Origin of the sequence: Agromyces sp. NPDC058136 (assembly GCF_042884375.1) — a bacterium.
GTDB lineage: Bacteria > Actinomycetota > Actinomycetes > Actinomycetales > Microbacteriaceae > Agromyces.
On sequence record NZ_JBHVUA010000001.1, the window covers coordinates 235,889 to 257,441 of the forward strand.

Annotated in this window: 19 protein-coding genes; 2 read left to right on the forward strand and 17 right to left on the reverse strand. The window is 71.9% G+C overall.

Annotation, left to right across the window (positions count from 1 at the left end; translation table 11 throughout):
• Nucleotides 1-2: 2 nt before the first annotated feature.
• The 7 genes from rpsP to ACFVTX_RS01145 all read right to left on the reverse strand — a co-directional run bounded on the left by rpsP (nucleotide 3) and on the right by ACFVTX_RS01145 (nucleotide 9,090).
• Nucleotides 3-431 carry a 30S ribosomal protein S16 gene (gene rpsP / locus ACFVTX_RS01115; RefSeq protein ID WP_386897307.1) on the reverse strand — a complete coding sequence of 143 codons (429 nt, stop codon included), beginning with the start codon at nucleotides 429-431 and terminating at the stop codon, nucleotides 3-5.
• A 166-nt stretch (nucleotides 432-597) separates the two neighbouring features.
• Complete coding sequence (locus ACFVTX_RS01120; protein ID WP_386897309.1) at nucleotides 598-2,088, reverse strand: aminopeptidase P family protein; 1,491 nt, start codon at nucleotides 2,086-2,088, stop codon at nucleotides 598-600.
• A complete protein-coding gene (locus ACFVTX_RS01125) occupies nucleotides 2,085-3,410 on the reverse strand; it encodes an alpha/beta fold hydrolase (protein ID WP_386897311.1) in 1,326 nt (441 codons plus the stop codon). The genes ACFVTX_RS01120 and ACFVTX_RS01125 overlap by 4 nt, the downstream gene beginning before the upstream one ends.
• A complete protein-coding gene (locus tag ACFVTX_RS01130) occupies nucleotides 3,407-4,372 on the reverse strand; it encodes an ABC transporter permease (protein WP_386897313.1) in 966 nt (321 codons plus the stop codon). The genes ACFVTX_RS01125 and ACFVTX_RS01130 overlap by 4 nt, the downstream gene beginning before the upstream one ends.
• The gene (locus ACFVTX_RS01135) at nucleotides 4,369-5,319 is read right to left on the reverse strand and encodes an ABC transporter permease (protein WP_386897315.1); all 951 of its coding nucleotides are present in this window, start codon (nucleotides 5,317-5,319) and stop codon (nucleotides 4,369-4,371) included. The genes ACFVTX_RS01130 and ACFVTX_RS01135 overlap by 4 nt, the downstream gene beginning before the upstream one ends.
• Nucleotides 5,320-5,330: 11 nt before the next feature.
• Nucleotides 5,331-7,310, reverse strand: coding sequence for a dipeptide ABC transporter ATP-binding protein (locus ACFVTX_RS01140; protein ID WP_386897317.1), 1,980 nt, complete (start codon nucleotides 7,308-7,310; stop codon nucleotides 5,331-5,333).
• A 16-nt stretch (nucleotides 7,311-7,326) separates the two neighbouring features.
• Nucleotides 7,327-9,090 (reverse strand): ABC transporter substrate-binding protein, encoded by a 1,764-nt coding sequence (locus tag ACFVTX_RS01145; protein ID WP_386897319.1) that lies wholly within the window; start codon nucleotides 9,088-9,090, stop codon nucleotides 7,327-7,329.
• A 182-nt stretch (nucleotides 9,091-9,272) separates the two neighbouring features.
• On the opposite strand from ACFVTX_RS01145, the gene ACFVTX_RS01150 reads away from it, so the two are divergent.
• Nucleotides 9,273-10,214, forward strand: coding sequence for an ornithine cyclodeaminase family protein (locus ACFVTX_RS01150; protein WP_386897320.1), 942 nt, complete (start codon nucleotides 9,273-9,275; stop codon nucleotides 10,212-10,214).
• The gene (locus ACFVTX_RS01155) at nucleotides 10,214-11,197 is read left to right on the forward strand and encodes a proline racemase family protein (RefSeq protein WP_386897322.1); all 984 of its coding nucleotides are present in this window, start codon (nucleotides 10,214-10,216) and stop codon (nucleotides 11,195-11,197) included. Before ACFVTX_RS01150 ends, ACFVTX_RS01155 begins: the two co-directional genes overlap by 1 nt.
• A gap of 161 nt (nucleotides 11,198-11,358) precedes the next feature.
• On the opposite strand, the gene ACFVTX_RS01160 is transcribed toward ACFVTX_RS01155, so the two are convergent.
• From ACFVTX_RS01160 to ACFVTX_RS01205, 10 genes are all read right to left on the reverse strand, one after another.
• Nucleotides 11,359-12,870: an aldehyde dehydrogenase (NADP(+)) gene (locus ACFVTX_RS01160; RefSeq protein WP_386897324.1), complete on the reverse strand. Its 1,512-nt coding sequence runs from the start codon at nucleotides 12,868-12,870 to the stop codon at nucleotides 11,359-11,361.
• A 28-nt stretch (nucleotides 12,871-12,898) separates the two neighbouring features.
• Nucleotides 12,899-13,900: a proline racemase family protein gene (locus ACFVTX_RS01165; RefSeq protein ID WP_386897326.1), complete on the reverse strand. Its 1,002-nt coding sequence runs from the start codon at nucleotides 13,898-13,900 to the stop codon at nucleotides 12,899-12,901.
• A 55-nt stretch (nucleotides 13,901-13,955) separates the two neighbouring features.
• The gene (locus ACFVTX_RS01170; protein WP_386897327.1) at nucleotides 13,956-14,888 is read right to left on the reverse strand and encodes a dihydrodipicolinate synthase family protein; all 933 of its coding nucleotides are present in this window, start codon (nucleotides 14,886-14,888) and stop codon (nucleotides 13,956-13,958) included.
• Between the two features lie 106 nt (nucleotides 14,889-14,994).
• Nucleotides 14,995-16,425, reverse strand: a complete 1,431-nt coding sequence (locus ACFVTX_RS01175; protein WP_386897329.1) for an FAD-dependent oxidoreductase — start codon at nucleotides 16,423-16,425, stop codon at nucleotides 14,995-14,997.
• Complete coding sequence (locus tag ACFVTX_RS01180; RefSeq protein WP_386897331.1) at nucleotides 16,422-16,664, reverse strand: (2Fe-2S)-binding protein; 243 nt, start codon at nucleotides 16,662-16,664, stop codon at nucleotides 16,422-16,424. The genes ACFVTX_RS01175 and ACFVTX_RS01180 overlap by 4 nt, the downstream gene beginning before the upstream one ends.
• The gene (locus ACFVTX_RS01185; RefSeq protein WP_386897332.1) at nucleotides 16,661-17,833 is read right to left on the reverse strand and encodes an NAD(P)/FAD-dependent oxidoreductase; all 1,173 of its coding nucleotides are present in this window, start codon (nucleotides 17,831-17,833) and stop codon (nucleotides 16,661-16,663) included. The genes ACFVTX_RS01180 and ACFVTX_RS01185 overlap by 4 nt, the downstream gene beginning before the upstream one ends.
• Nucleotides 17,834-17,863: 30 nt before the next feature.
• Complete coding sequence (locus ACFVTX_RS01190) at nucleotides 17,864-18,574, reverse strand: ABC transporter ATP-binding protein (protein WP_386897334.1); 711 nt, start codon at nucleotides 18,572-18,574, stop codon at nucleotides 17,864-17,866.
• Entirely contained in the window at nucleotides 18,571-19,470 is a 900-nt protein-coding gene (locus tag ACFVTX_RS01195; protein ID WP_386897336.1) for an ABC transporter ATP-binding protein, read from the reverse strand. The genes ACFVTX_RS01190 and ACFVTX_RS01195 overlap by 4 nt, the downstream gene beginning before the upstream one ends.
• The gene (locus ACFVTX_RS01200; protein WP_386897337.1) at nucleotides 19,467-20,663 is read right to left on the reverse strand and encodes a branched-chain amino acid ABC transporter permease; all 1,197 of its coding nucleotides are present in this window, start codon (nucleotides 20,661-20,663) and stop codon (nucleotides 19,467-19,469) included. The genes ACFVTX_RS01195 and ACFVTX_RS01200 overlap by 4 nt, the downstream gene beginning before the upstream one ends.
• Before the next feature lies 1 nt (nucleotide 20,664).
• The gene (locus ACFVTX_RS01205; RefSeq protein ID WP_386898722.1) at nucleotides 20,665-21,552 is read right to left on the reverse strand and encodes a branched-chain amino acid ABC transporter permease; all 888 of its coding nucleotides are present in this window, start codon (nucleotides 21,550-21,552) and stop codon (nucleotides 20,665-20,667) included.
• Nucleotide 21,553 lies beyond the last annotated feature (1 nt).

Consider the following 21,553-nt stretch of genomic DNA (forward strand, 5'->3'; position numbering starts at 1 on the left):
GCTTACGCCTCGTCCGTCGCGGTCTCGCCAGCCTCGGCCTCGGCCTCGGCGGGGGCCTCTTCGGCCTTGGGAGCAGGCTTCTCGGCCTTGGGCTTCAGCACCGGCTTCTTCTTCTCGTCGGCGACGAACTCGACCTTGGCGGCCTTCGTCTGGACGGTCGAGACGGCGTTCGCGTCGCCCTTGTGCTTGCCCCAGTCGCCCGTGAGCTTGAGGATGGCGAGCACCTGCTCGGTCGGCTGCGCGCCGACGGAGAGCCAGTACTGGGCACGCTCCGAGTCGACCTCGATGAACGAGGGGTTCTCGGTGGGGTGGTACTTGCCGATCTCCTCGATCACACGACCGTCGCGCTTGGTGCGCGAGTCGGCGACGACGATGCGGTAGTACGGCGCACGGATCTTGCCGAGACGCTTGAGACGGATCTTGACAGCCACGATTCTCCTGAATGTGTAGAAAAGGTTGAACCGATCGCCTGGAGCGTGGGGTGCACACCCGGCGGAAGCTCGAGTTGGGCGGACCACGGCCGGATAGAGGGTCGGGCGGCGGTCCAACCAACTATTCTGCCAGATCCGAGCGGATGCCGCGAACCGGCGCCGCGGGTCACGCGAGTCGTGACATCCAGGCCTCGATGCCGGCGGCGTCGATCGGAAGCCCGTCCGACAGCACCTCGCTGCCGTGCTCGGTGACGACGAGGTCGTCCTCGAGGCGCACGCCGACGCCGCGCAGCTCGGGCGGGACGGTCTCGTCGAAGGCGTGGAAGTAGAGCCCCGGCTCGACGGTGAGCGCCATGCCCGGGCGCATCTTCGCCCCCTGATACGCGGCGTGGCTCGCCGAGGAGCAGTCGTGCACGTCGATGCCGAGGTGGTGGCCGACACCGCACACGATGTAGCGGCGGTGCTGCTGCCCCTCGGGGGCGAGCGCCTCGTCGACCGACACGGGCAGGAGGCCCCAGTCGGCGAGGCCGCGGGCGAGCACCTCCATGCAGGCGGTGTGGAAGTCGGCCCAGTCGCGGCCCGGCCCGACGGCGGCGAGACCCGCCCGGTGCGAGGCCTCGACGAGGTCGTGCACCTCGCGCTGCGCCGTCGTGAAGCGCCCCGATGCGGGCAGCGTGCGGGTGACGTCGGCGGTGTAGCCCGATCGCCGCTCGACGCCGAGGTCGAGCAGGAGCAGCGCCTCGGGGTCGACGTCGCCCTCGGCGCGCACCCAGTGCAGGATCGGCGCGTGCGCGCCCGAGCCCACGATCGACGCGTACCCGGTGCCCGCGCCGAAGGTGCGGGCGTGCCGGTCGAAGGTGCCCTGCAGCCAGCGCTCCCCGCCGCGGCGCACCGCGTTCGGGATCTCGAGCGCGGTCGCCGCGAACCCGTCGACCGTCGTGTCGACCGCGCGCCGCAGCTCGGCGAGCTCCCAGTCGTCCTTGATCATGCGGAGTTCGGCGAGCACGCGGGCGAGTTCGCCCGACCGGGGGTGCGCGGCGATCGTCGCGGCGGGGCCGTTCGACGGAACGGTCCCGGCGAGGAGGGCGTCTCCGGCGAGCGCGAGCTCCTCGATCGGCCGGGTGCGCAGCCCGAGCGCCTCGGCGTACTCGCGCAGGCCCGCGAGCGGCCCGACCCAGAGCTCGCCGCGCAGCGGGTCGGCGAAGAAGCCCTCGTCGCCCGGGCGGAACGGCGCAGGCAGGTAGAGCACGGCGTCGTGTCCGGAGCCGGCAGGTTCGAGCACGAGCACCGCGTCCTCGACGGCGGCGCCGACGAGCCAGAGGAAGTCGCTGTCGGCGCGGAACTCGTGCGCGTTGTCGTTCACGCGCATGGGGGCGCGGCCGGCCGCGACCGCGAGCACGTGCCCCGGGAATGCGGCGGACAGTCGCCCGCGGTGCGCGGCGGCGGCCGCGGGCGCGCCGCCCGGCACGGTGGGCGTGCGGTCGGCCTCGCCCCACCCGTGCTGCATGAACTCGCGGAACCCCGGCGAGCGCGCGAGCCTCGGCATGCGCGGATCGGGCTCGGCGGGCTGCGGCATCGAGCGGGCGGGTGCCTGCTCGGCGGCGAGCACCGGGGCCTCCGCGATCGTCGCGGTCGCGGCGGTGTCGTTCGTGGTCATCGTCTCTCCTCCCGGCCCGGTCGCGGGCCGCTCGTGGTGGGTGCCGTGCCGAGGCGCACCTCGAGCGCGGCGAACAGTCGCTCGGCGACGTCGCCCTGGTGCAGGCCGTCGTGCTCGAACTCGTTGGTGATCCAGGTCTCGAGACCGCCGACCCGGGCGGCGGTCTCGAGCGAGAGGCCCGCGTCGACGTACATGTCGTCGTGGTAGACGGCGGCCTGCACGGGCACCTCGTTGGCGGCGAGGCGCACCGGATCGTACAGCGCGATCGGGGTGTCCGTCTCCGCGAGCCGTTCGACGCCCGCGCCGAACCCGCGCAGCGCCCTGATCTCGTCGAACATCCACGGGAACACCATCTCGCCCGTGAACCGCAGCGGCCTCGCCGCCGAGTCGAACTCGGGTCGGGCGGCACGCGCACGCTCGGCCGCCCACCCGGTCGGGCCGGGGCCGTAGATGCTCTCCTGCAGGGCGATGAACAGCGGGTTCCGTTCGAACCCGGTGAGCCGCTGCACCTCGGCGAGGAAGGTCGCGGAGAGTCGATCCTCCGTGGCATCCGCCCATGCCTCGTCGAACACCCAGTGCACCCGGTCGAACCCGACCGCCATGCCGAAGTCGAAGCCGAGGGTCTGCAGCCGCCGCACCGTCAGGAGGTCGCCGTCGGGCAGGCGGACCTCGTTCGCCTCGACGTGGTCGGCCACCCGGCCGACGACCTCGCCGAGGTGCGGGAACCGCCGATCGAACGCGGCGTTCTTCGCGAGGACGCGCGGGAAGGTGCGCGCGTACACCTCGTCGGCGGAGGGCTCGATCGAGGGCAGACCGCCCGCGATCGCCGCCGCCGTGATCGCCTCGGGGGCGACCGACAGGTAGTGCAGGGTCAGGAATCCGCCGTAGCTCTGCCCGAGCGTCCACCACGGTTCGCCGTCGTAGTGGCGCGCACGCAGGGCCTCGAGGTCGCGGACGATCGAATCGGCGCGGTGGAGCGCGAGCCGGCGCGCCTGCTCGGCTGCGTCGAAGCGGGCGAAGGACTCGCCGTCGAGGGGCGTCGAGCGCCCGGTGCCGCGCTGGTCGGGCAGCACCACGCGGAACCGCCCGAGGGCGGCGGCGAGGAACCCCTCGCGCCCCGTGGGCCGCGGCGACTTGCCGCCCGGCCCGCCCTGCAGGTACACGAGCAGCGGCAGCCGCTCGTGCGCGCGGCGCGCGTCGACGAGTTCGCGGGCGAACACGCGAATGGTCTCCCCCGCCGGGTCGTCCCAGTCGAGGGGGACGTCGACCCACAGCTCCCTCGCGACGACGTCCCGCCCGACGAGGTATCCGGCCGCGCTCATCGGGCCGCCGTGCGCACGCGCGAGTCGAGCAGCGCGTACAGCAGGTCGACGACGAGGTTCGCGACCACGACGAAGAGCCCGCCGAGGAGGACGATCGCGATGATCACCGGTCGGTCCTGCATCGCGACGCTCGTGACCGCGAGGCTGCCGACGCCGAGCAGGCCGAACACCTGCTCGATCACGATGACGCCGCCGAGCATGAGACCGATGTCGATGCCGAGCTGGGTGACGAGCGGCGGCATGGCGCTGCGGAACGCGTGCCGGTAGGTGATGCGCCGCTCGGAGAGGCCCTTCGCCCGCGCGGTGCGGATGTAGTCCTGACCGAGCACCTCGAGCATCTGCCCGCGGGTGAGGCGCGCGTAGACCGCGGCGACGACGAGGGCGAGCGTGATCCAGGGCAGCATCAGGTGCCAGGCCCAGCCGAGCGGGTCCTCTGCGAAGGGCACGTACCCGCCCGGTGGGAACAGGTTCACGCCCGCCTTCGACGGCAGGAAGTACAGGAGGTAGAGCGCCATCATGCCGAGCACGAAGGTCGGGAAGCTGATGCCCACGATCGCGAACCCCTGACCCAGACGGTCGCGCAGGCTCCCCGGGTGCTTCGCGGAGCCGATGCCGATCGGGATGCCGATCGCGAGCCACAGCACCACGGCGCCGAACACGAGCGACATCGTGACCGGGATGCGCTGGTACAGGAGGTCGGAGACCGGCAGGCCCGAGCGGTACGAGAAGCCGATGTCGCCGCGGAGCAGGTTGCCGATGAAGTTCAGGTACTGCACGTAGATCGGCTGGTCGAGCCCCAGCTTGACGCGGATCTGCGCCATGAGCTCCTCGGTCGCCTTGTCTCCCGCGATGATGCGGGCGGGATCGGACGGCGAGACGTAGAACAGGACGAAGACGAAGACGCTGAGGAGGAACAGCACGAGCAGGCCGAAGCCCACCCGTGAGAGCAGATAGCGGATCATGCGCCCTTGCCTCCCTTCGAGGCCGACGGGTCGAGGGCGTCGCGGAGGCCGTCGCCGAGCAGGTTGAACGCGAGGGTGAGGGCGAGCAGCGCGCCGCCGGGTACGACCACCATCCACCACGCGATGAGATAGAGCGAGCCGTTCGCCGCGTCGGCGAGCATGTTGCCCCAGCTCGGCGTCGGCGGAACGATGCCGAGCCCGAGGAACGACAGGGTCGCCTCGAAGACGATCGCCGAGGGGATCATCAGGGTCGTGTACACGATGATGGGCACGACGAGGTTCGGCAGGATGTCGCGGAACATGATCGAGGTGCGGCTCGCGCCGAGCGAGCGGGCGGCCTCGACGAACTCGCGGTGCCGCAGGGCGATGACCTGGCCGCGGATCACCCGGGCGAGCCCGGTCCAGCTGAAGAACACGATCACCGCGATCGACAGCGGCAGGCTCGGGCCGAGCACCGCGACGAGGGCGATCGCGCAGAGCAGGAACGGCACGCTCATCACGAGGTCGGTGATGCGGCTGAGAACGGTGTCCACCGTGCCCCCGAAGAAGCCGGCGACGACCCCGACGGACACGCCGATGACGGAGGCGGCGATCGACGCGACCACGCCGACGAGGAGCGACACCTGCGCACCGTACGCGAGCCTGACCAGCACGTCGCGCCCGAGCTGATCGGCGCCGAACAGGAACTCGGCCGACGGCCCGACGGGGATGCCCGACGGGCTCAGCCCGGTCTCGCGGAACTGCTCGTTCGGGCCGTGCCCCGTCCATGCGGCGACGAGCGGTGCGGCGAGCGCGAAGAGCACGATCAGCACGATCGCCGCCAGGGAGGCGATGCTCGCCGGGTCGCGGCGGAGCCGCGCGAACGTCAGGAACCACGAGCCGCGCAGCTGCACGTCGGCCGAGTTGCGGGCGGCGATCGCCGCGGTTCTGGGCGTGGCGAGTTTCACGGTCGGCGCCTTCACACTCGACTCCTCTCGTTCGCGGCGCTCTCGGCGGGGCGCCCGTGGACGGCGGCGGGTCCCGCCTCGGCTGGGCGGGCGACCTCGATGGGACGGTAGGGACGGACGAGCCGTCGACGGGTGGGCACGTGCACGATCTCGGGGGCGGCCGCCTGGAGCAGCTTCCGGGTGAACGGCTGCTGCGGGTCGCGGTAGAGCCGGTCGGCGTCGCCGAGCTCGATGATGCGTCCGCCCTCCATGACCGCGATGCGGTCGCAGACGTGGCGGACGACCGAGAGGTCGTGCGAGATGAACAGGTAGGTCAGGCCGAGGGTGCGCTGCAGCTCGTCGAGGAGGTTCAGCACCTGCGCCTGGATGGAGACGTCGAGCGCGGAGACCGGCTCGTCGAGGATGACGAGTTCGGGGTTCAGGGCGATGGCCCTGGCAATGCCGATGCGCTGGCGCTGACCGCCCGAGAACTGCGACGGGAATCGGTTGTAGTGCTCGGGGTTCAGCCCCACGAGCTCCATGAGCCGCTGCACCTCGACCCGGCGTTCGGCGCCGGAGGCCACGCCGTGGATGCGGAACGGGTCGCCGATGATCGAGCCGACCCGGCGTCGCGGGTTCAGCGAGCCGAAGGGGTCCTGGAAGACGAGCTGCACGCGACGACGGAGGTCCCGCCACTGCCGTCGTCCGAGCGAGGAGAGCTCGTGCCCGTCGAAGGTCACCCGGCCGGCGCTCGGCGCGACGAGCCCCGCGATCGCCCGCGCGAGCGTCGTCTTCCCGCAGCCTGACTCGCCGACGAGCCCCAGGGTCTCGCCGCGCCGGACTTCGAGGTCGATGCCGTCGAGCACCACCCGATCCGGACCCCGTCGCTGCGGGAACACGAGCTGCAGCCCCTCGACCCGCACGATCGCCGCGTCGGCGGCGGGGTCGTCGGTGCGCGGTTCGACGGCGGCGGGCATGGTCGGCGCCGCCGGCTCGCTCGGCTCGCCCTCGAGCCAGCAGGAGACCTCGGTGCCGTCGTCGTAGCGCCGCAGCGGCGGCCGCTCTGAGCAGATCGACATCGCGTCGGGACAGCGGGCGGCGAACGCGCAACCGCTCGGCGGGGCGAGCAGGCTCGGCGGCTTGCCGCCGATGGGCACCAGCGGGGTGCCCGGCGCACGGTTGAACGACGAGGAGCGCAGGAGCCCCGCGGTGTAGGGGTGCGCGGGCGAGCCGAGCACGCTCCGGCTCTCGCCGAGCTCCATGCGACGGCCCGCGTACATCACCATCACCCGGTCGGCGACGCGTGCGAGCACGCCGAGATCGTGGCTGATCATGACGATCGTCGTGCCGAACTCGCGCCGCATCTCATCGAGCAGGTCGAGGATCTGCGCCTGCACCGTCGAGTCGAGCGCGGTGGTTGGCTCGTCGGCGATGAGGAGGGCCGGCTCGAGCGAGAGCGCCATCGCGATCATCACGCGTTGCCGCATCCCGCCGGAGAACTGGTGCGGGTAGGCGTCGAACCGGGTGGCCGCATCGGGGATGTGCACCCGTTCGAGCAGTTCGATCGCGCGCGCCTTCGCCTCCTGATGCGACACCTTGCGGTGCGCCCGGATCTGCTCGACGATCTGCCAGCCGACCGTGTACTGGGGGTGCAGGCTCGAGAGCGGGTCCTGGAAGACCATGCCGATCTCGCGGCCCCGCACCGAGCGCATCCCGGCGTCGTCCAGGGAAAGCAGGTCACGGCCTCTGAAGGTCGCGGTTCCGCTCGTGCGCGCACCCGCCACCAGACCCATGATCGACTGCACGAGCACCGATTTTCCCGATCCGGATTCGCCGACGATGCCGAAGAACTCTCCCTCGTGCACCTCGAACGAGACATCCTGCACGGCGTGCACCGTGCCGTCCTCGGTGGGGATGTCGACGACGAGATTCGAGACGTCGAGGAGCGTCATTGCTGCTTCCTTCCTCGCTCGGGCGGCCGGCCGTTCGCGGCCGGCCGCCCGAGACTTCATGGATGGCTCGTGGAACTCAGTCGTTCAGCCAGAGGTTGGTCCAGTCGCCGTTCTGGCTCTGCGCGTACTCGACGAACCCGCCGACGCGCGCCGAGCGGTAGTTCGCCTTGAGCCGGTACGCGATGCTCACGATCGGCGAGTCGGCCATGACGGCCTCGTCGACCTGGTGCCAGAGCGAGCCCTGCTCCTCGGCGGTGGTGGCGGCGAGCGCCTGCTCGGCGAGCACGTTCGCCTCCTCGCTGTTGAAGTCGACGTAGTTGTACGTCTGGTGCGTGCCGTCGAAGACGAACTGCGGCTGGAAGACGCTGCGGGCGGCGCCGCCCTGCCAGTCGGGCGACCAGCCGACGAGGGCGATGTCCCAGGCGCCCGAGCTGGCGTTCTCGGGGTTCGACATGAAGTTGGCGTAGTAGTCGGTCGGCGGCACCGGCGAGAGTTCGACGGTGATGCCGGCGCGCTCGAGGCTCGCCTGCACGGTCTGCGCGATGTCGGGCTGGGTGCCGACGTTGCGGTACGGGAGCTTCAGCGTGATGCCGTCGGGGAATCCGGCCTCCGCGAGGAGTTCCTTCGCCTTCTCGGGGTCGCCCTTGCCGTCGTTCGCGGGGTACGGGTCGTATTCCTCGTGGCCGAGGATGCCGGGGCCGAAGATGCCGTTCGTGACGCCGGCGAGATCCTCGCCGCCCATGGTCTGCACCACGGCCGTCTTGTCGACGGCGTACTGGAGCGCCTGTCGGAGCTTCAGGTCTTGCAGCGCCCCGCCGTTGTTCGGCGATGCGGTGTTGATCCACATGAACTGGTCGACGCCGCCGTTCGCCATGGTGGTGAACTTCTCGTCGTTCGCAGCCTTCAGCTGCTGGATGTTCGCGGGGCTCGGCGCGAGGTCGAACAGCATGTCGGCGGAGCCGGCCTGCAGCTGCTGCATGGCGGCGTCGCCCTCGACGCCCATGGTCATCTCGATCGAGTCGACGTAGGCCTTGCGCAGCGGGTCGCTGTCGGCGTTCCAGGCCTCGTTGCGCTCGAGCACGAGCTTCGCGTCGGGGGTGTACTCGGCGACCTTGTACGGGCCCGAGGAGACGAAGGCGCGGCGGAACTCGGGCGAGTCGGGCAGGTTGTCGAGCGCCTCGATCGGCGCCGGGTCGGCCGCGTCGAGCGAGAGCATGAACGGGAAGTCGCTCGCGGGCTTGGTGAGCGTGAAGACGACCGTCTTCTCGTCGGGCGTCTCGATGCCGGCGATGTCGGCCGTCTCGATGTACTCGCGCATCGGGTCGACCTCGGGCGCGACCTCGGCGAAGCCGGTGCAGAACTCGTCCATGCCCTCGATCAGGCCGGTGAAGTACCCGGCGAGGGCACCCGAGATGAGCGGGTTGCAGAGTCGCTTGAGGCCGCGTTCGACGTCGGCGGCGACGATGGCGCGCTCGCCGTCGGGCGCGCCCCACGTGATGCCGTCGCGGAGCGTGATCGTGTAGCTCAGCCCGTCGTCGCTCGGCTCGGGGACGGCCTCGGCGAGGTCGGGCTGGAGGACGATGCGCTCGGCGGCGTCGTTGCTCGCCGTGTAGCTGAGGAGCGAGCGCGAGACGGAGCGCATGACGTTGTACGTGGGCACGTACGCGACGAGTTGCGGGTCGAGGTGGTCGACGTCGCCGTTCGCGAGGACCTTGAGGGTTCCGCCGGTCTTCGCCTCACCTCCGCCCGTGTCGGCCTCGGAAGAGGGAGAGCACCCGGCCATCGCGAGCGCGGTCGCGATGGTGAGGGCGGTGGCGGGCAGGAGCAGCTTCCGAGTCATCGGTCACCTTCGGGTTGATCGGCTGCCGCGAGGCCGGCGGCATCGCGGATCGCCGGCTGCGACGCCTGGGGCCCCGCGGCCCGCCGCTCCGCCCAAGAGGGGCGGCGGCGAGCCTTCGGACGCACTTCGTCGAACAATCCGCGATATGTGGCATATTACACATCACACACTAGGATGTCGACATGCCCGATGTCATCGCCGCCATGCGCGTTCTGGATGCAACGGCGCTCCGCGCCCGCATCGACATGCCCCGCGCGATCCGCGCCCTCCAGTCCGTGCTGCGGCACGGCTTCGACCCCGACGACGATCCGCCCCGCTCGATCGTCGACGTTCGGCACGGCCAGCTCCTGCTCATGCCGGCCGACCTCGGCCGGTACGCCGGCCAGAAGCTCGCGACGGTCGCGCCGGCGAACCCCGCCCGCGGCCTCGACCGGATCCAGGCGATCTACGTCGTGCTCGACGCGGAGACGCTCACCCCCGTCGCCCTGCTCGACGGCACCGAGCTCACGAACCTCCGCACCCCCGCGATGTCGGCCGCGATGCTCGACCTCGTCGCCGAACCCGAGGCGTCGAGCCTCGTCGTCTTCGGCACCGGCCCGCAGGGTGTGCGCCACGTCGAGGCGATGCGGGCGATCCGCCCGATCGAACGGGTGCGTTTCGTCGGTCGCGATCGGGCGAAGGCGCTGCGGGCGGTCGCCGCCTGCGAGGCATCCGGTCTCGACGTCGCCGTCGGCGACGCGGCCGACGTCGCCCGGGCCGATCTCATCGTCTGCGCGACGACCGCCCGCGAACCCCTCTTCGATGCGGCGCTCGTGCCGGACCGCGCCGCGATCGTCGCCGTCGGCTCGCACGAGCGCGACGCCCGCGAACTCCCCGGCGCGCTGCTCGGGCGCGCGCAGGTGATCGTCGAGACCGACCGCGTCGCCCGCACCGAGGCCGGCGATGTCATCATGGCGATCGACGAGGGCCACCTCTCCCCCGCCGACGTCGTGCCGATGGCGCGCATCGCGACGGGGGCGGTCGAGGTCGCACGCGACCGGCCGCGAGTGGTGAAGACGTGCGGCATGGGCTGGCAGGATCTCGCGGTCGCCCAGGCCGCGATCGACGAGGAGGAGGGCGTCTGATGCGCTGGAGCACCGAAGACTGGCACACCGCGGGCGAGCCGTTCCGCATCGTCGAGGGCGTCGCCACCGAGGGGGCGACGGTCGCCGAACGACGCGTCGCCGCGATGGGCGGCGAACCCGATGCGGTGCGCCGGTTCCTCTGCCTCGAACCGCGCGGCCACGACGACATGTACGGCGGATTCATCACCCCGCCCGACGACGACGGCGCCCACTTCGGCGTGCTGTTCTGGCACAAGGACGGCTTCTCGACCGCCTGCGGGCACGGCACGATGGCGCTCGGCGCGTGGGCCGTCGCGACCGGTCGGGTCTCCGCCCCCGACGACGGCGAGGCGCTCGTCGTGATCGACGTGCCGAGCGGCCGCGTCGAGGCACGGGTGCAACGGGAGGGCGGGCGCACCACGGGCGTGGTGTTCCGCAACGTCGCCTCCCGGGTGCTCGCCCGCGGCATCCCGCTCGCGACCTCGCGCGGCGAGGTCGTCGTCGACCTCGTCTTCGGCGGCGCCGTCTACGCGACGCTGCCCGCGGCCTCCCTCGGGTTCGAGGTGACCCCGCCGAACACCACCGAGCTCATCCGGCTCGGCCGCGAGATCAAGTGGGCGCTGAACGAGCACCCCGCCGCCCAGCTCGACGACGACCGGCTCTCGGGCGTCTACGGCACGATCCTCGTCGACGAGCTCGGCCGCACCGACGCCGGGCCGTGGCAGCGCAACGTCACGGTCTTCGCCGACGGCGAGGTCGACCGCAGCCCGTGCGGCTCGGGCACCGCGTCGCGCGTGGCGCTCCTCGCGCACACGGGCGAGCTCGCCGACGGCGAGACGCTCACGCACGACTCGATCATCGGCACCCGCTTCACCGCCCGCGTCGCGGCGCGCACCGCAGACGGGGTGATCCCCGAGGTGACCGGTCAGGCCTACCGGGTCGGCAGCTGCGAGTTCGAGCTCGACCCCGCCGACCCGCTCGCAGAGGGCTTCAGCCTGCGCTGACCGCCGCACGGTTCAGGCGAAACGTACGCCGTTCAGGACGATCCTCGAGATTCCGTCCTGAACGGCGTTCGCCTTCCTGAAACGGTGGGGTCGCGGGCCCGAACGACGAAGGCGGATGCCACGGGGCCGGCCCCGTGGCATCCGCCATCGTGTCGTCGCGCTCAGTGCGAACCGGTGAGGCTCCCCCAACCGGCCGAGCGGCCCGCCTCGCTGCGCTGCTGGGGCACGCCCCAGGGGTTCGCGTCCTGCAGCGGCGCGGGCAGGAGCGCCTGCGGGGCGTTCTGGTAGGCGACGCCGCGGAGGAACCGCGTGATCGCCGCGGTGCCGACGCTCGTCGCATCGCTCGTGGTGGCGGGGTACGGCCCGCCGTGCTGCATCGCGCTCGTGACGGAGACGCCGGTGGGCCATCCGCCGAAGAGCACCCGTCCGCTCGTCTCGGCGAGCGCGTCGACGAGCTCGCCGAGCCCGCCGCCCGCGAGTTCCGCGTCGCTCGCGTGCAGCGTCGAGGTCAGGTTGCCGGGGAACAGCTCTCGCTGCACCGCGGGCAGCTCGGTCGCGTCGTCGTAGCGGACGACGATCGAGAGCGGGCCGAACGACTCCTCGAGGAGCTCGTCGCGGTGCTCGCGCAGCGTGGCGAGGTCGACCTCGACGACCGTGGGGGTCGCGAAGCGCTGCTCCTCGTCGTCGACCCGCACGGCGCCCTCCGCGAGCACGGTGACGCCCGGCGCATCGAGCACCGCGGTGCGGCGCTCCTCGAAGGCGCGTCCGATGCCGGGGTTCAGCAGCCGGTGCTCTGCGAGCGGCGCGGCGGCCTCGCCGACGGCGCCGAGCTCGGCGTCGCGCGGCACGAACAGGAAGCCGGGCTTCGTGCACAGCTGCCCCGCCGAACCCGAGACGGAGGCGACGAACCCCTGCAGCAGTCCGGGGTCGCCGGCCACGGCGCCCGCGGTCGCGTAGACCGGGTTCACGCTGCCGAGCTCGCCGAAGAACGGGATCGGGCGCGGTCGGGCGGCCGCGAGGTCGGCGAGGAGCCGACCCACGTGCGTCGAGCCGGTGAACGCGCCGGCGCGGACGCGGTCGTCCTGGAGGAGCGCGACGCCCGCCCGCTGCCCCGCGACCACCTGGAACACGCCCTCCGGCATGCCCGCCGCGGCGAGCGCACCGGCCACGACCTCGCCCGTCCGGCGCGAGCACTCGGGGTGCCCCGAGTGCGCCTTCACGATGAGCGGGCACCCCGCGGCGAGGGCCGCGGCCGAGTCGCCGCCCGCGACCGAGAACGCGAACGGGAAGTTCGACGCCGCGAAGTTCAGCACCGGCCCGACGGGCTCGAGCACGCGGCGCACGTCGGGGCGCGGACCGATGACGTACTCGGGATCGGCGTCGTCGATGCGCGCGTCGAGGTACGCCCCGTCGACGATGACCTCGGCGAACAGTCGCAGCTGGTTGGTGGTGCGGCGCACCTCGCCGGTGAGGCGGGCCTCGGTGAGGCCGGTCTCGCGCATCGCGATCGCGATGAGCTCGGCGGATGCCGCGTCGAGCGCGTCGGCGACCGCCACGAGGGCGGCGGCGCGGGCGCGGGGCTCGGTGTCGGCGAAGGGGCGTGCGGCGCGCGCCGCACGCGCCGCGACGGCGTCGACGTCGATCGCCGGGTCGATCCCGGTGGCGGTGGTCATCAGTGCGTTCTCCAAGTCGTCGGGGGCGTCAGAAGACGAAGCCCTCGGGGAAGGGGTCGTCGTCGTCGAGGAAGTACTGGCCGAGGCCCGTCACCCAGGCGCGCCCGGTGATCGTCGGCACGACGGCGGGGAGGCCGCCGACCTCGGTCTCGGCGATGAGCCGACCCGTGAACTCGGTGCCGATGAACGACTCGTTGACGAAGTCGGTGTCGAGCGCGAGCTCGCCGCGGGCGTGCAGCTCGGCCATGCGGGCGCTCGTGCCGGTGCCGCACGGCGAACGGTCGAACCACCCGGGGTGGATCGCCATCGCGTGCCGCGAACGCACCGCGTCGGACCCCGGCGCGATGAACTCGACGTGGTGCACGTGGTTCGCACCCGCGATGAGGGGATGCCGCGGCGGCGCCTGGGTGTTGATCGCGTCCATGATCGCGAGCCCGGCACGCACGATGTCGTCCTTCCGGTCGCGGTCGAACGGCAGGCCGACCGCGTCGAGCTCGACGAGCGCGTAGAAGTTGCCGCCGAAGGCGATGGAGTACGGCACCTCGCCGTAGCCCGGCACCTCGATCGCGGCATCCAGCCGCTCGGCGAAACTCGGCACGTTCTCGATGGTGACGTGCTTCGCCCGGCCGTCCTCGACCGCGACGCGGGCGATGACGAGCCCTGCGGGCACGTCGAGACGGATCTCGGTGACGGGCTCCGTCACCTCGACCATGCCGGTCTCGACGAGCACGGTCGCGACGCCGATGGTGCCGTGTCCGCACATCGGCAGGAAGCCGGATGCCTCGATGAAGACCACGCCCCAGTCGGCGTCGTCGCGCGCCGGCGGCTGCAGCAGCGCGCCCGACATCGACGCGTGGCCGCGGGGCTCGTTCATGAGCAGGCCCCGCAGCCCGTCAAGGTGCTCCATCGCGTAGAGCCGGCGGTCGTTCATGGTCGCGCCGGGGATGCGGCCGACGCCGCCCGTGACGACGCGGGTCGGCATGCCCTCGGTGTGGCTGTCGACGGCCGACAGGACCCGGCGCGCCCGCATCAGCGGACCCCGGCCGAGCGACGGCCTCGAGGCTGCGTCTCAGGCGCGGCCCCCATCAGGCGAGCACCGCCCGGCGGGCCTCGAGCGCCGCGAGGGCGCGCTCGGTGTCGGCGGTGACCTGGGCGTGCTGCTCGGGGGTAAGCGGGCCGCGCGGCGGGCGGGTGGGGCCGCCGTAGGAGTTGCCGCAGATGTCCATCGAGAGCTTGATGGCCTGCACGAACTCGGTGCGCGAGTCCCAGCGGAAGACGGCGACGAGCTGCTCGTAGAGCGCCTTCGCCTCGTGCCACTTGCCCTCGATGCAGAGGTTGTAGAGCTCGACGGCCTCGCGCGGGAACGCGTTGGGGTAGCCGGCGAACCAGCCGACGGCGCCGTTCACCATGAGCTCGAAGAGCACGTCGTCGGCGCCGGCGATGACGTCGATGTCGCAGAGCTCCTTGATCTCGTAGACGCGGCGGACATCGCCCGTGAACTCCTTGATTGCGACGACCTCGGGGATCTCGGCGAGCTTCGCGACGAGCGAGGGCACGAGGTCGACCTTGGTGTCGAAGGGGTTGTTGTAGGCCATGATCGGCAGGCCGACCTTCGCGACCTCCTGGTAGTGGGCGATGACCTCGGCCTCGTTGGCGCGGTAGAGGGTCGGCGGGAGCAGGAGCACCCCGTCGGCGCCGTCTTCGCGGGCGAGCTCGGCCCAGTGGCGCGCCTGGTGGCTGCCGACGCCGTGCACGCCGGCGATCACGATGCCGCGGCCGTCGACGGCCTCGACGGCGACCTGGATCACCTTGCGGCGCTCCTCGTCGGTGAGCGAGGAGTACTCGCCGAGCGAACCGTTGGGGCCGACGCCGCGGCAGCCGTTCGACATGAGGAAGTCGACGTGCTCGCCGAACTTGTCGTAGTCGACCGCGAGCCCGGCGGGCGCCGACGCGTCCTCGCGGAAGGCCAGGGTGGTGGCGACGACGACACCGCCGAGGTCCATGTTCTGCGTGGTCATCTGTTTTCCGTTCTGTGATGCGCGGTTCGTTCTGCGAACCGCGGAGGTCTCGCCGGGTGTCGGCGTCGTGCCGACGGTCACCGGATGCTTAGTAATATATCACACACTACTTGGGTGGAGAAGGCTCGCAGGCCGCGAGTTCGCCGAGCCGCACCGAGGAGAGCACCGGTCGCCGGTCGAGCCCGAGCGGGCGACCGAGGATCTCCTCGACGCTGCGGCCGCAGGTGCGCCCCTGGCAGGCTCCGAGACCGGCGCGGGTCGCGAGGCGGATGCCACGGCTCGAGGCCGAACGATCGCCGCCGGCGTCGCCGTTCGCTCCGACGGTCGTGACGCTCACCGAGGCCGCCTCGTCGCCGCCCGGCCCCGCGAACTCCGCGATCCGGGCGCGCGTCACCGATTCGCAGCGGCAGACGATCGTCTCGTCGTCGAGCCACGCCGTCCACCCGCGCCCGATGGCGTGGGTCGCGAGGCGTTCGGCGAAGGCGTGCATCCGGCCGCGGGCGCGCAACGGGCCGCGCATCCGCTCGTCGTCGAGCCCGCCGCCGGCGGCGACGAACCCGGCGACGGCACCCTCGGCGAGCGCGGCGTCGGCCCCCGCGATCCCCGTGACCTCTCCGGCCGCGAAGACCCCGGCGACGCTCGTGGCCTGCCGCTCGTCGACCGTCACGAAGCGGTCGGAGCTGATGTCGCAACCTGCCTGGATCGCCGCCTCGAGGCGCGGGGTGAATCCGTGCCCGAGCGCGACGGCGTCGCACTCGACGATGCGCTCGCTGCCCGCGATCGGACGCCAGTCGGCGTCGAGGCGCTGCACCGACACGGCTTCGACGGCGCGGTCGCCGTGGATGCGGGTGACGGCCTGCCCGAAGCGATACGGCGTGCGGTGGCGGGCGAGCGAGGCGAGGTACTCCCCCAGTTCGCCCGACTTGCCTGCGGCGCCGGCGAGCTGCCAGGGCGCCCGGCCCCAGCCGCGGGCGATCGCCGCGAGCCCCGTCGCCTCGAGCACCTCGGCGACCTCGCCGCCGACGTGCGCGAGGCTCGCGGCGACGGGCAGCAGGAAGGGGCCGGCCCCCGAGACGACCGTGCGGCGCCCGAGCGCGACGCCGTCGCGCTTCGCGAGCGCCTGCGCGGCCCCGGCGGTGGTGACGCCGGGGAGGGTCCACCCGGGCACGGGCAGCGCCCGGTCGTGGGCGCCGGTCGCGATGACGAGCGCATCCGCCTCGATCGTGAGACCGACGCGCGCGGCGCCGTCGGCGGGGCCGCTCAGCGCGTGCACGCGGAGACCGCCGTCGGTCTCGATGCGCCACACGCTGGTGCTCGAGTGCACGGTCGCCCGGTCGAGCACGGCGCGCAGCCGCTCGAAGCGGGGCAGCTGGTGCTGCAGGCGCCGGTCGGTGAGGGTGTCGTGGTGCCGCCAGAACTGCCCGCCGATGCGCTCGCCCTCGTCGACGACGACGACCTCTGCGCCGTGCGCGAGCGCGGCCTGCGCGGCGGCGAGCCCCGCGGGCCCCGCCCCGATGACGACGACGCGGCGGCTCATCGGATCTCCCGGGTGATCTCGTCGCCGTCGCACGCCGCGCGCTGGCAGGCGCGGACGCTCTCGACGCCGTTCACGGTGACGACGCAGTCCTGGCACACGCCGATCCCGCAGAAGACGCCGCGCTCGGCACCGTCGGCGGTGCGCCAGCTCCGGCGGCCTGCGGCGATGAGCACGCCCGCGATGGTCTGCCCGTCGCGGCCGACGAGCTCGTCGCCGTCGAATCTGATGCGCACGCTCACGCGGCCTCCTCTTGCAGCGCCGCACGGGTCGGCAGGAACGGGGTGGGGTCCAGCGGCGCGGGCGTGCCGAGCACGGCGTGGGCGACGAGCTCGCCCGTGGTGGGCGCGAGCCCGATGCCGGCGCCCTCGTGCCCGGCCGCGTGGAAGAGCCCCTCGATCTCGCCGTCGGCGCCGATCGCGGGCAGGTGGTCGGGCGCATAGGGGCGGAACCCGTGGTAGCTGCGCAGCACCATCGTGTCGGCGAGGAACGGGAACAGCCGGGTCGCCTTCGCGGCGATCTCGGCGAGCGCCGGCAGTGCGTTCGCGTCGGAGAAGCCGACCCGTTCGCGGCTCGAACCGATGAGCACGGTGCCCGCGGGCGTGGATTCGACGACGGTCGACGTCTGCAACGCGGCATCCGCAGAGCCCACGGCGCCCACGTAGTCGGCGTCGTAGACCTTGTGGAACACGCGCTGCGGCATCGGCACCGTGACGAGGATCATGCCGCGACGCGGGCGGATGTCGAGGCGGGCGCCGAGGAGCGCCGCGACCTCGCCGGCCCAGGGCCCGGCGCAGTTCACGACCGCGTCTGCCTCGATCGGCCCGTCGGTGGTGTCGATGCCGATGAGACGGCCGCCGGCACCGCCGTCCGCGAAGCGCCCACCGGTCACCTCGGCGATGCGGAGCTCGGCGCCGAGACGCACGGCACGCGCGAGCATGGCCTGCGTCGCGAGACTCGGCTGCACCTGCGCATCGTCGGGGTAGTGGATGCCGCGGCCGATGCCGGGCGACAGGTGGGGTTCGAGCGAGCGCAGCTCCGCGGCATCCACCGCTGAGGCGCGGATGCCGATGCCGCGCTGGGAGTCGGCGAAGCTCGCGAGCGCCGCCTCGCCGCCCGGGAAGGCGACGACGATGCCGCCCTTCGCCTCGAACTCGGTCGCGGGCTGACCGGGGCCGCGGTCGGCGTCGAGGCGTTCGGCGAGCACGCGCCAGGCGCGGTTCGCGACGATCGCGAGCTCGGCCTCGGCGCCGGGCCCCTTGTCGGAGACGAGGATGTTGCCCTCGCACCGGCTCGAGGTCTCCCCCGCGACGCCGACCCGGTCGACGACGACGACCTCGGCGCCCCCTTCGGCGAGCGCGAGGGCGCTCGCCGCACCGATCGCGCCCGCGCCGATCACGATCACACGCACGACGACTCCACTTCCTTCACTTGCAACCGGTCACGCCCCAAGGTACGCCTCGACGACCCGCGGATCGGCCGCGAGCTCGGCGGCACTGCCCGAGAGGGTGACCTGCCCCGTCTCGACGACGTAGGCGCGGTGGGCGATCTTCAGGGCGGCGCGAGCGTTCTGCTCGACGAGCAGCACGGTCGTGCCCTGGGCGTTGATCGCCGCGACGATCTCCATGACCTGCTTGACGACGAGCGGGGCGAGCCCCATCGACGGCTCGTCGAGCAGCAGCAGCTTCGGCCCGCCGACGATGGCGCGGCCGATGGCGACCATCTGCTGTTCGCCGCCCGAGAGCGTGCCGCCCTGCTGCTTGCGCCGTTCGGCGAGGCGCGGCATGAGCTCGTAGACGTGCTCGAGGCGCTCGTCGACGGCGCGACGGTCGCGCACGGTGTAGCCGCCGAGCAGGAGGTTCTCGTGCACCGTCATGGTGGAGAAGATGCGTCGCCCCTCGGGCACGTGGATGAGCCCGGAGGAGACGATGTCCCACGGCTTCGCGGTGGCGAGGTCGAGGCCGTTCCACCGCACGCTTCCCGACTTCGGTCGCACGAGCCCCGAGAGCAGGTTCATGGTGGTCGACTTGCCGGCCCCGTTGTTGCCGAGCAGGCACACGATCTCGCCCTCGCCGACGGTGAAGCTCAGCTGCCGCAGCGCATGCACTCGGCCGTAATAGACGTCGACATCGGTCACGTCGAGGGTCGTCATCGCGCACCGCCTTCCTGTTCGCCGGGCAGCGGTTCGAGGGCTGCGGATGCCTCGCCCGCGTCCTCCTCGTCGTCGGCGCCGAGGTACGCCTCGATGACGAGCGGGTTCGCCTTGATCTCCTCGGGGGTGCCGTCGGCGATCTCTCGGCCGTAGTTCAGCACGACGATGCGCTCGGCGAGCTGCATCACCATGCCCATGTCGTGCTCGATGAGCACGACGGCGACGCCGAGGTCGCGCACCTTGCGGATGAGCGCCATGAGCGACTGCTTCTCGTTGAAGTTGAGGCCGGCCGCGGGTTCGTCGAGGAGGAGGAGCTTCGGGCTCGTCGCGAGCGCCCGCGCGATCTCGACGCGACGCTGCTCGCCGTAGGGCAGCTGCCCGACGTAGAGCTCCTCGTCCTCGGCGAAGCCGACGAAGTCGAGCCAGCCGCGGGCTTCGCGAGCGCACGCCTCCTCGGCGCGTCGGTAGCCGGGGGTGTGCAGCAGCGTCGACCAGAAGCCCTCGCGGAGGTTCGCGTGCATCGCGGTCTTGACGTTGTCGAGGACCGAGAGCTCGCGGAACAGTCGCAGGTTCTGGAAGGTGCGGGCCATGCCCCACTTCGTGACGCGCGAGGGAAGCACCCGGTAGAGGCCGAAGCTCTGCACGAGGTTCACGAGCCGCAGCGCATGCCAGAGCCGCGGGACCTCGCGCACGATGCGCTTGCCCCGGAAGACCACCGATCCCGACGTCGGAAGGTAGAACCCCGAGATGCAGTTGAACGCGCTCGTCTTGCCGGCGCCGTTCGGGCCGATGACCGCGAGGATCTCGCCCTCGCGCACGTCGAAGCTGAGTCCGTCGACGGCGGTGACGCCGCCGAACCGGAGGCTGAGGTCGGTGACCTCGAGCAGGGCGCTCATGCGCGCCTCCCCTCTTCCGCGTCGGTCGCGGGCAGGCCGTCGACCGACTCCATGACGCTCGGCTCGTCGAGACGCGCCTCGTCGATCGCGCCGACCGCCGCAGTGAAGGGCGGCGGTTGCGGTCGTCGCTTCTTCAGCCAGGGCAGCACCGCCGTCGCCGGCCACAGCCCCGCGGGGCGGAACAGCATCACGACGACGAGGAGCACGCCGAAGATGAGGTAGCGCCACTCGGCGAAGTCCCGCAGCAGCTCGGGCGCGAGCGAGACGAACAGCGCGCCGATGATGACGCCGGGGGTCGACCCCATGCCGCCGAGCACGACGGCCATGAGGATGAGCGTCGAGTAGAGGAACTGGAAGCTGTTCGGGCTGATGGCCGAGAGGTGGGTCGCCATGAGCTGGCCCGCCATGCCGGCCCAGACGGCGCCGATGATGTAGGCGGAGATCTTCGCGACGTAGGTGTTGATGCCCATCGCCTCTGCGGCGTCCTCGTCGTCGCGCACCGCCTTCCAGGCGCGGCCGAGCTTGCCCTTGCCGAGCCGCCCGGCGCCGATGACGCCGACGACGATCACGACGAGCGCGACGAAGTAGTAGAACACCACGCGCTCGGGGAACTCGATGCCGCCGATCGTGAACCCGTCGGCGAAGCTCCACCCGAAGAACTCCCACGTCGGGATGCCGTGGATGCCCGACGGGCCGCCCGTCACCTCGAGGTTGTTCGCCGTGATGCGGATGATCTCGCCGAAGCCGAGGGTGACGATCGCGAGGTAGTCGCTGCGGAGCCTGAGCGTCGGCGCTCCGATGATGATGCCCGCCAGGATGCACGCGAGGATCGTCGCGGGCAGCGCGAGCCACATCGGGAACCCGAGCACGGTCGTGAAGATGCCCGAGACGTAGGCGCCGACCGCGAAGAACGCGATGTAGCCGAGGTCGAGGAGCCCGGCGTAGCCGACGACGACGTTGAGACCCATGCAGAGCATGACGTAGATGAGCGCGCTCGTCGCGATCGAGATCGTGTACCGCGAGGCATCCAGGAACGGCAGGATCGCGATGAGGACGACGCAGAGGCCGCCGAGGGCGCGCATGAAACCGGGTTGCGAGGTGAGGATGCCGCGTGGTGCGGCGGGGCGGTCGAACAGCGGGGCCGGGGCGCGCAGCGGCGCGTGCTTCAGCGCGGCGGAGAGATCGCGGGCCACGTCACATCCTCTCGACGACGCGGGCACCGAGCAGGCCCGTCGGTTTGAAGGTCAGGAACAGGATGAGGAACGCGAACGAGAACACGTCGCGCCACTCGCCGCCGAACCAGGCGGCGCCGAACGATTCGAGGAGCCCGAGCAGGAGCCCGCCGAGCATGGCCCCGTACAGGTTGCCGATGCCGCCGATGACGGCGGCGGTGAACGCCTTGAGGCCGATGATGAAGCCCATCAGGAAGTCGATCGAGCCGTAGTACGCCCCGGCCATGACGCCCGCGGCGCCCGCGAGCGCCGAGCCGATGAAGAACACGCTCGAGATGACGCGGTCGACGTTGACGCCCATGAGCTGGGCGCCCTGCGGGTCGAGCGCGATGGCGCGCATCGCGCGGCCCGAGCGGGTGCGCTCCACGATGTGGGCGAGCACGAGCATGAGTGCTGCGGCGATCACGACGAGCACGAGCTGGGAGGCGGTGACGCGGACGCCCGCGACCTCGAACCCGCTCGACTCGAGTCGGATGGGGAACGCCTCGGGGTTCGGCCCGAAGAGCTGGCGCACGCCGTACTCGAGCGTGAACGACACGCCGATCGCGGTGATGAGCACCGCGAGGCGCGGGCTCCGCCGGAGCGGCCGGTAGGCGATCCGTTCGATGCCGACGCCGATGAGCCCGGTCGTGACCATCGACAGCAGCAGGATCACGAGCAGCAGCGGGATCGAGGTCTCGTTCGAGATGCCGAACGAGCTGAGGGTGAAGAACCCGACGAAGGCGCCGAGCATGTAGAGATCGCCGTGGGCGAAGTTCAGCAGCTTGATGATCCCGTAGACCATGCTGTAGCCGAGCGCGACGAGCGCGTAGAACGACCCGACGATGATCCCGTTCCAGATGAGTTGCATC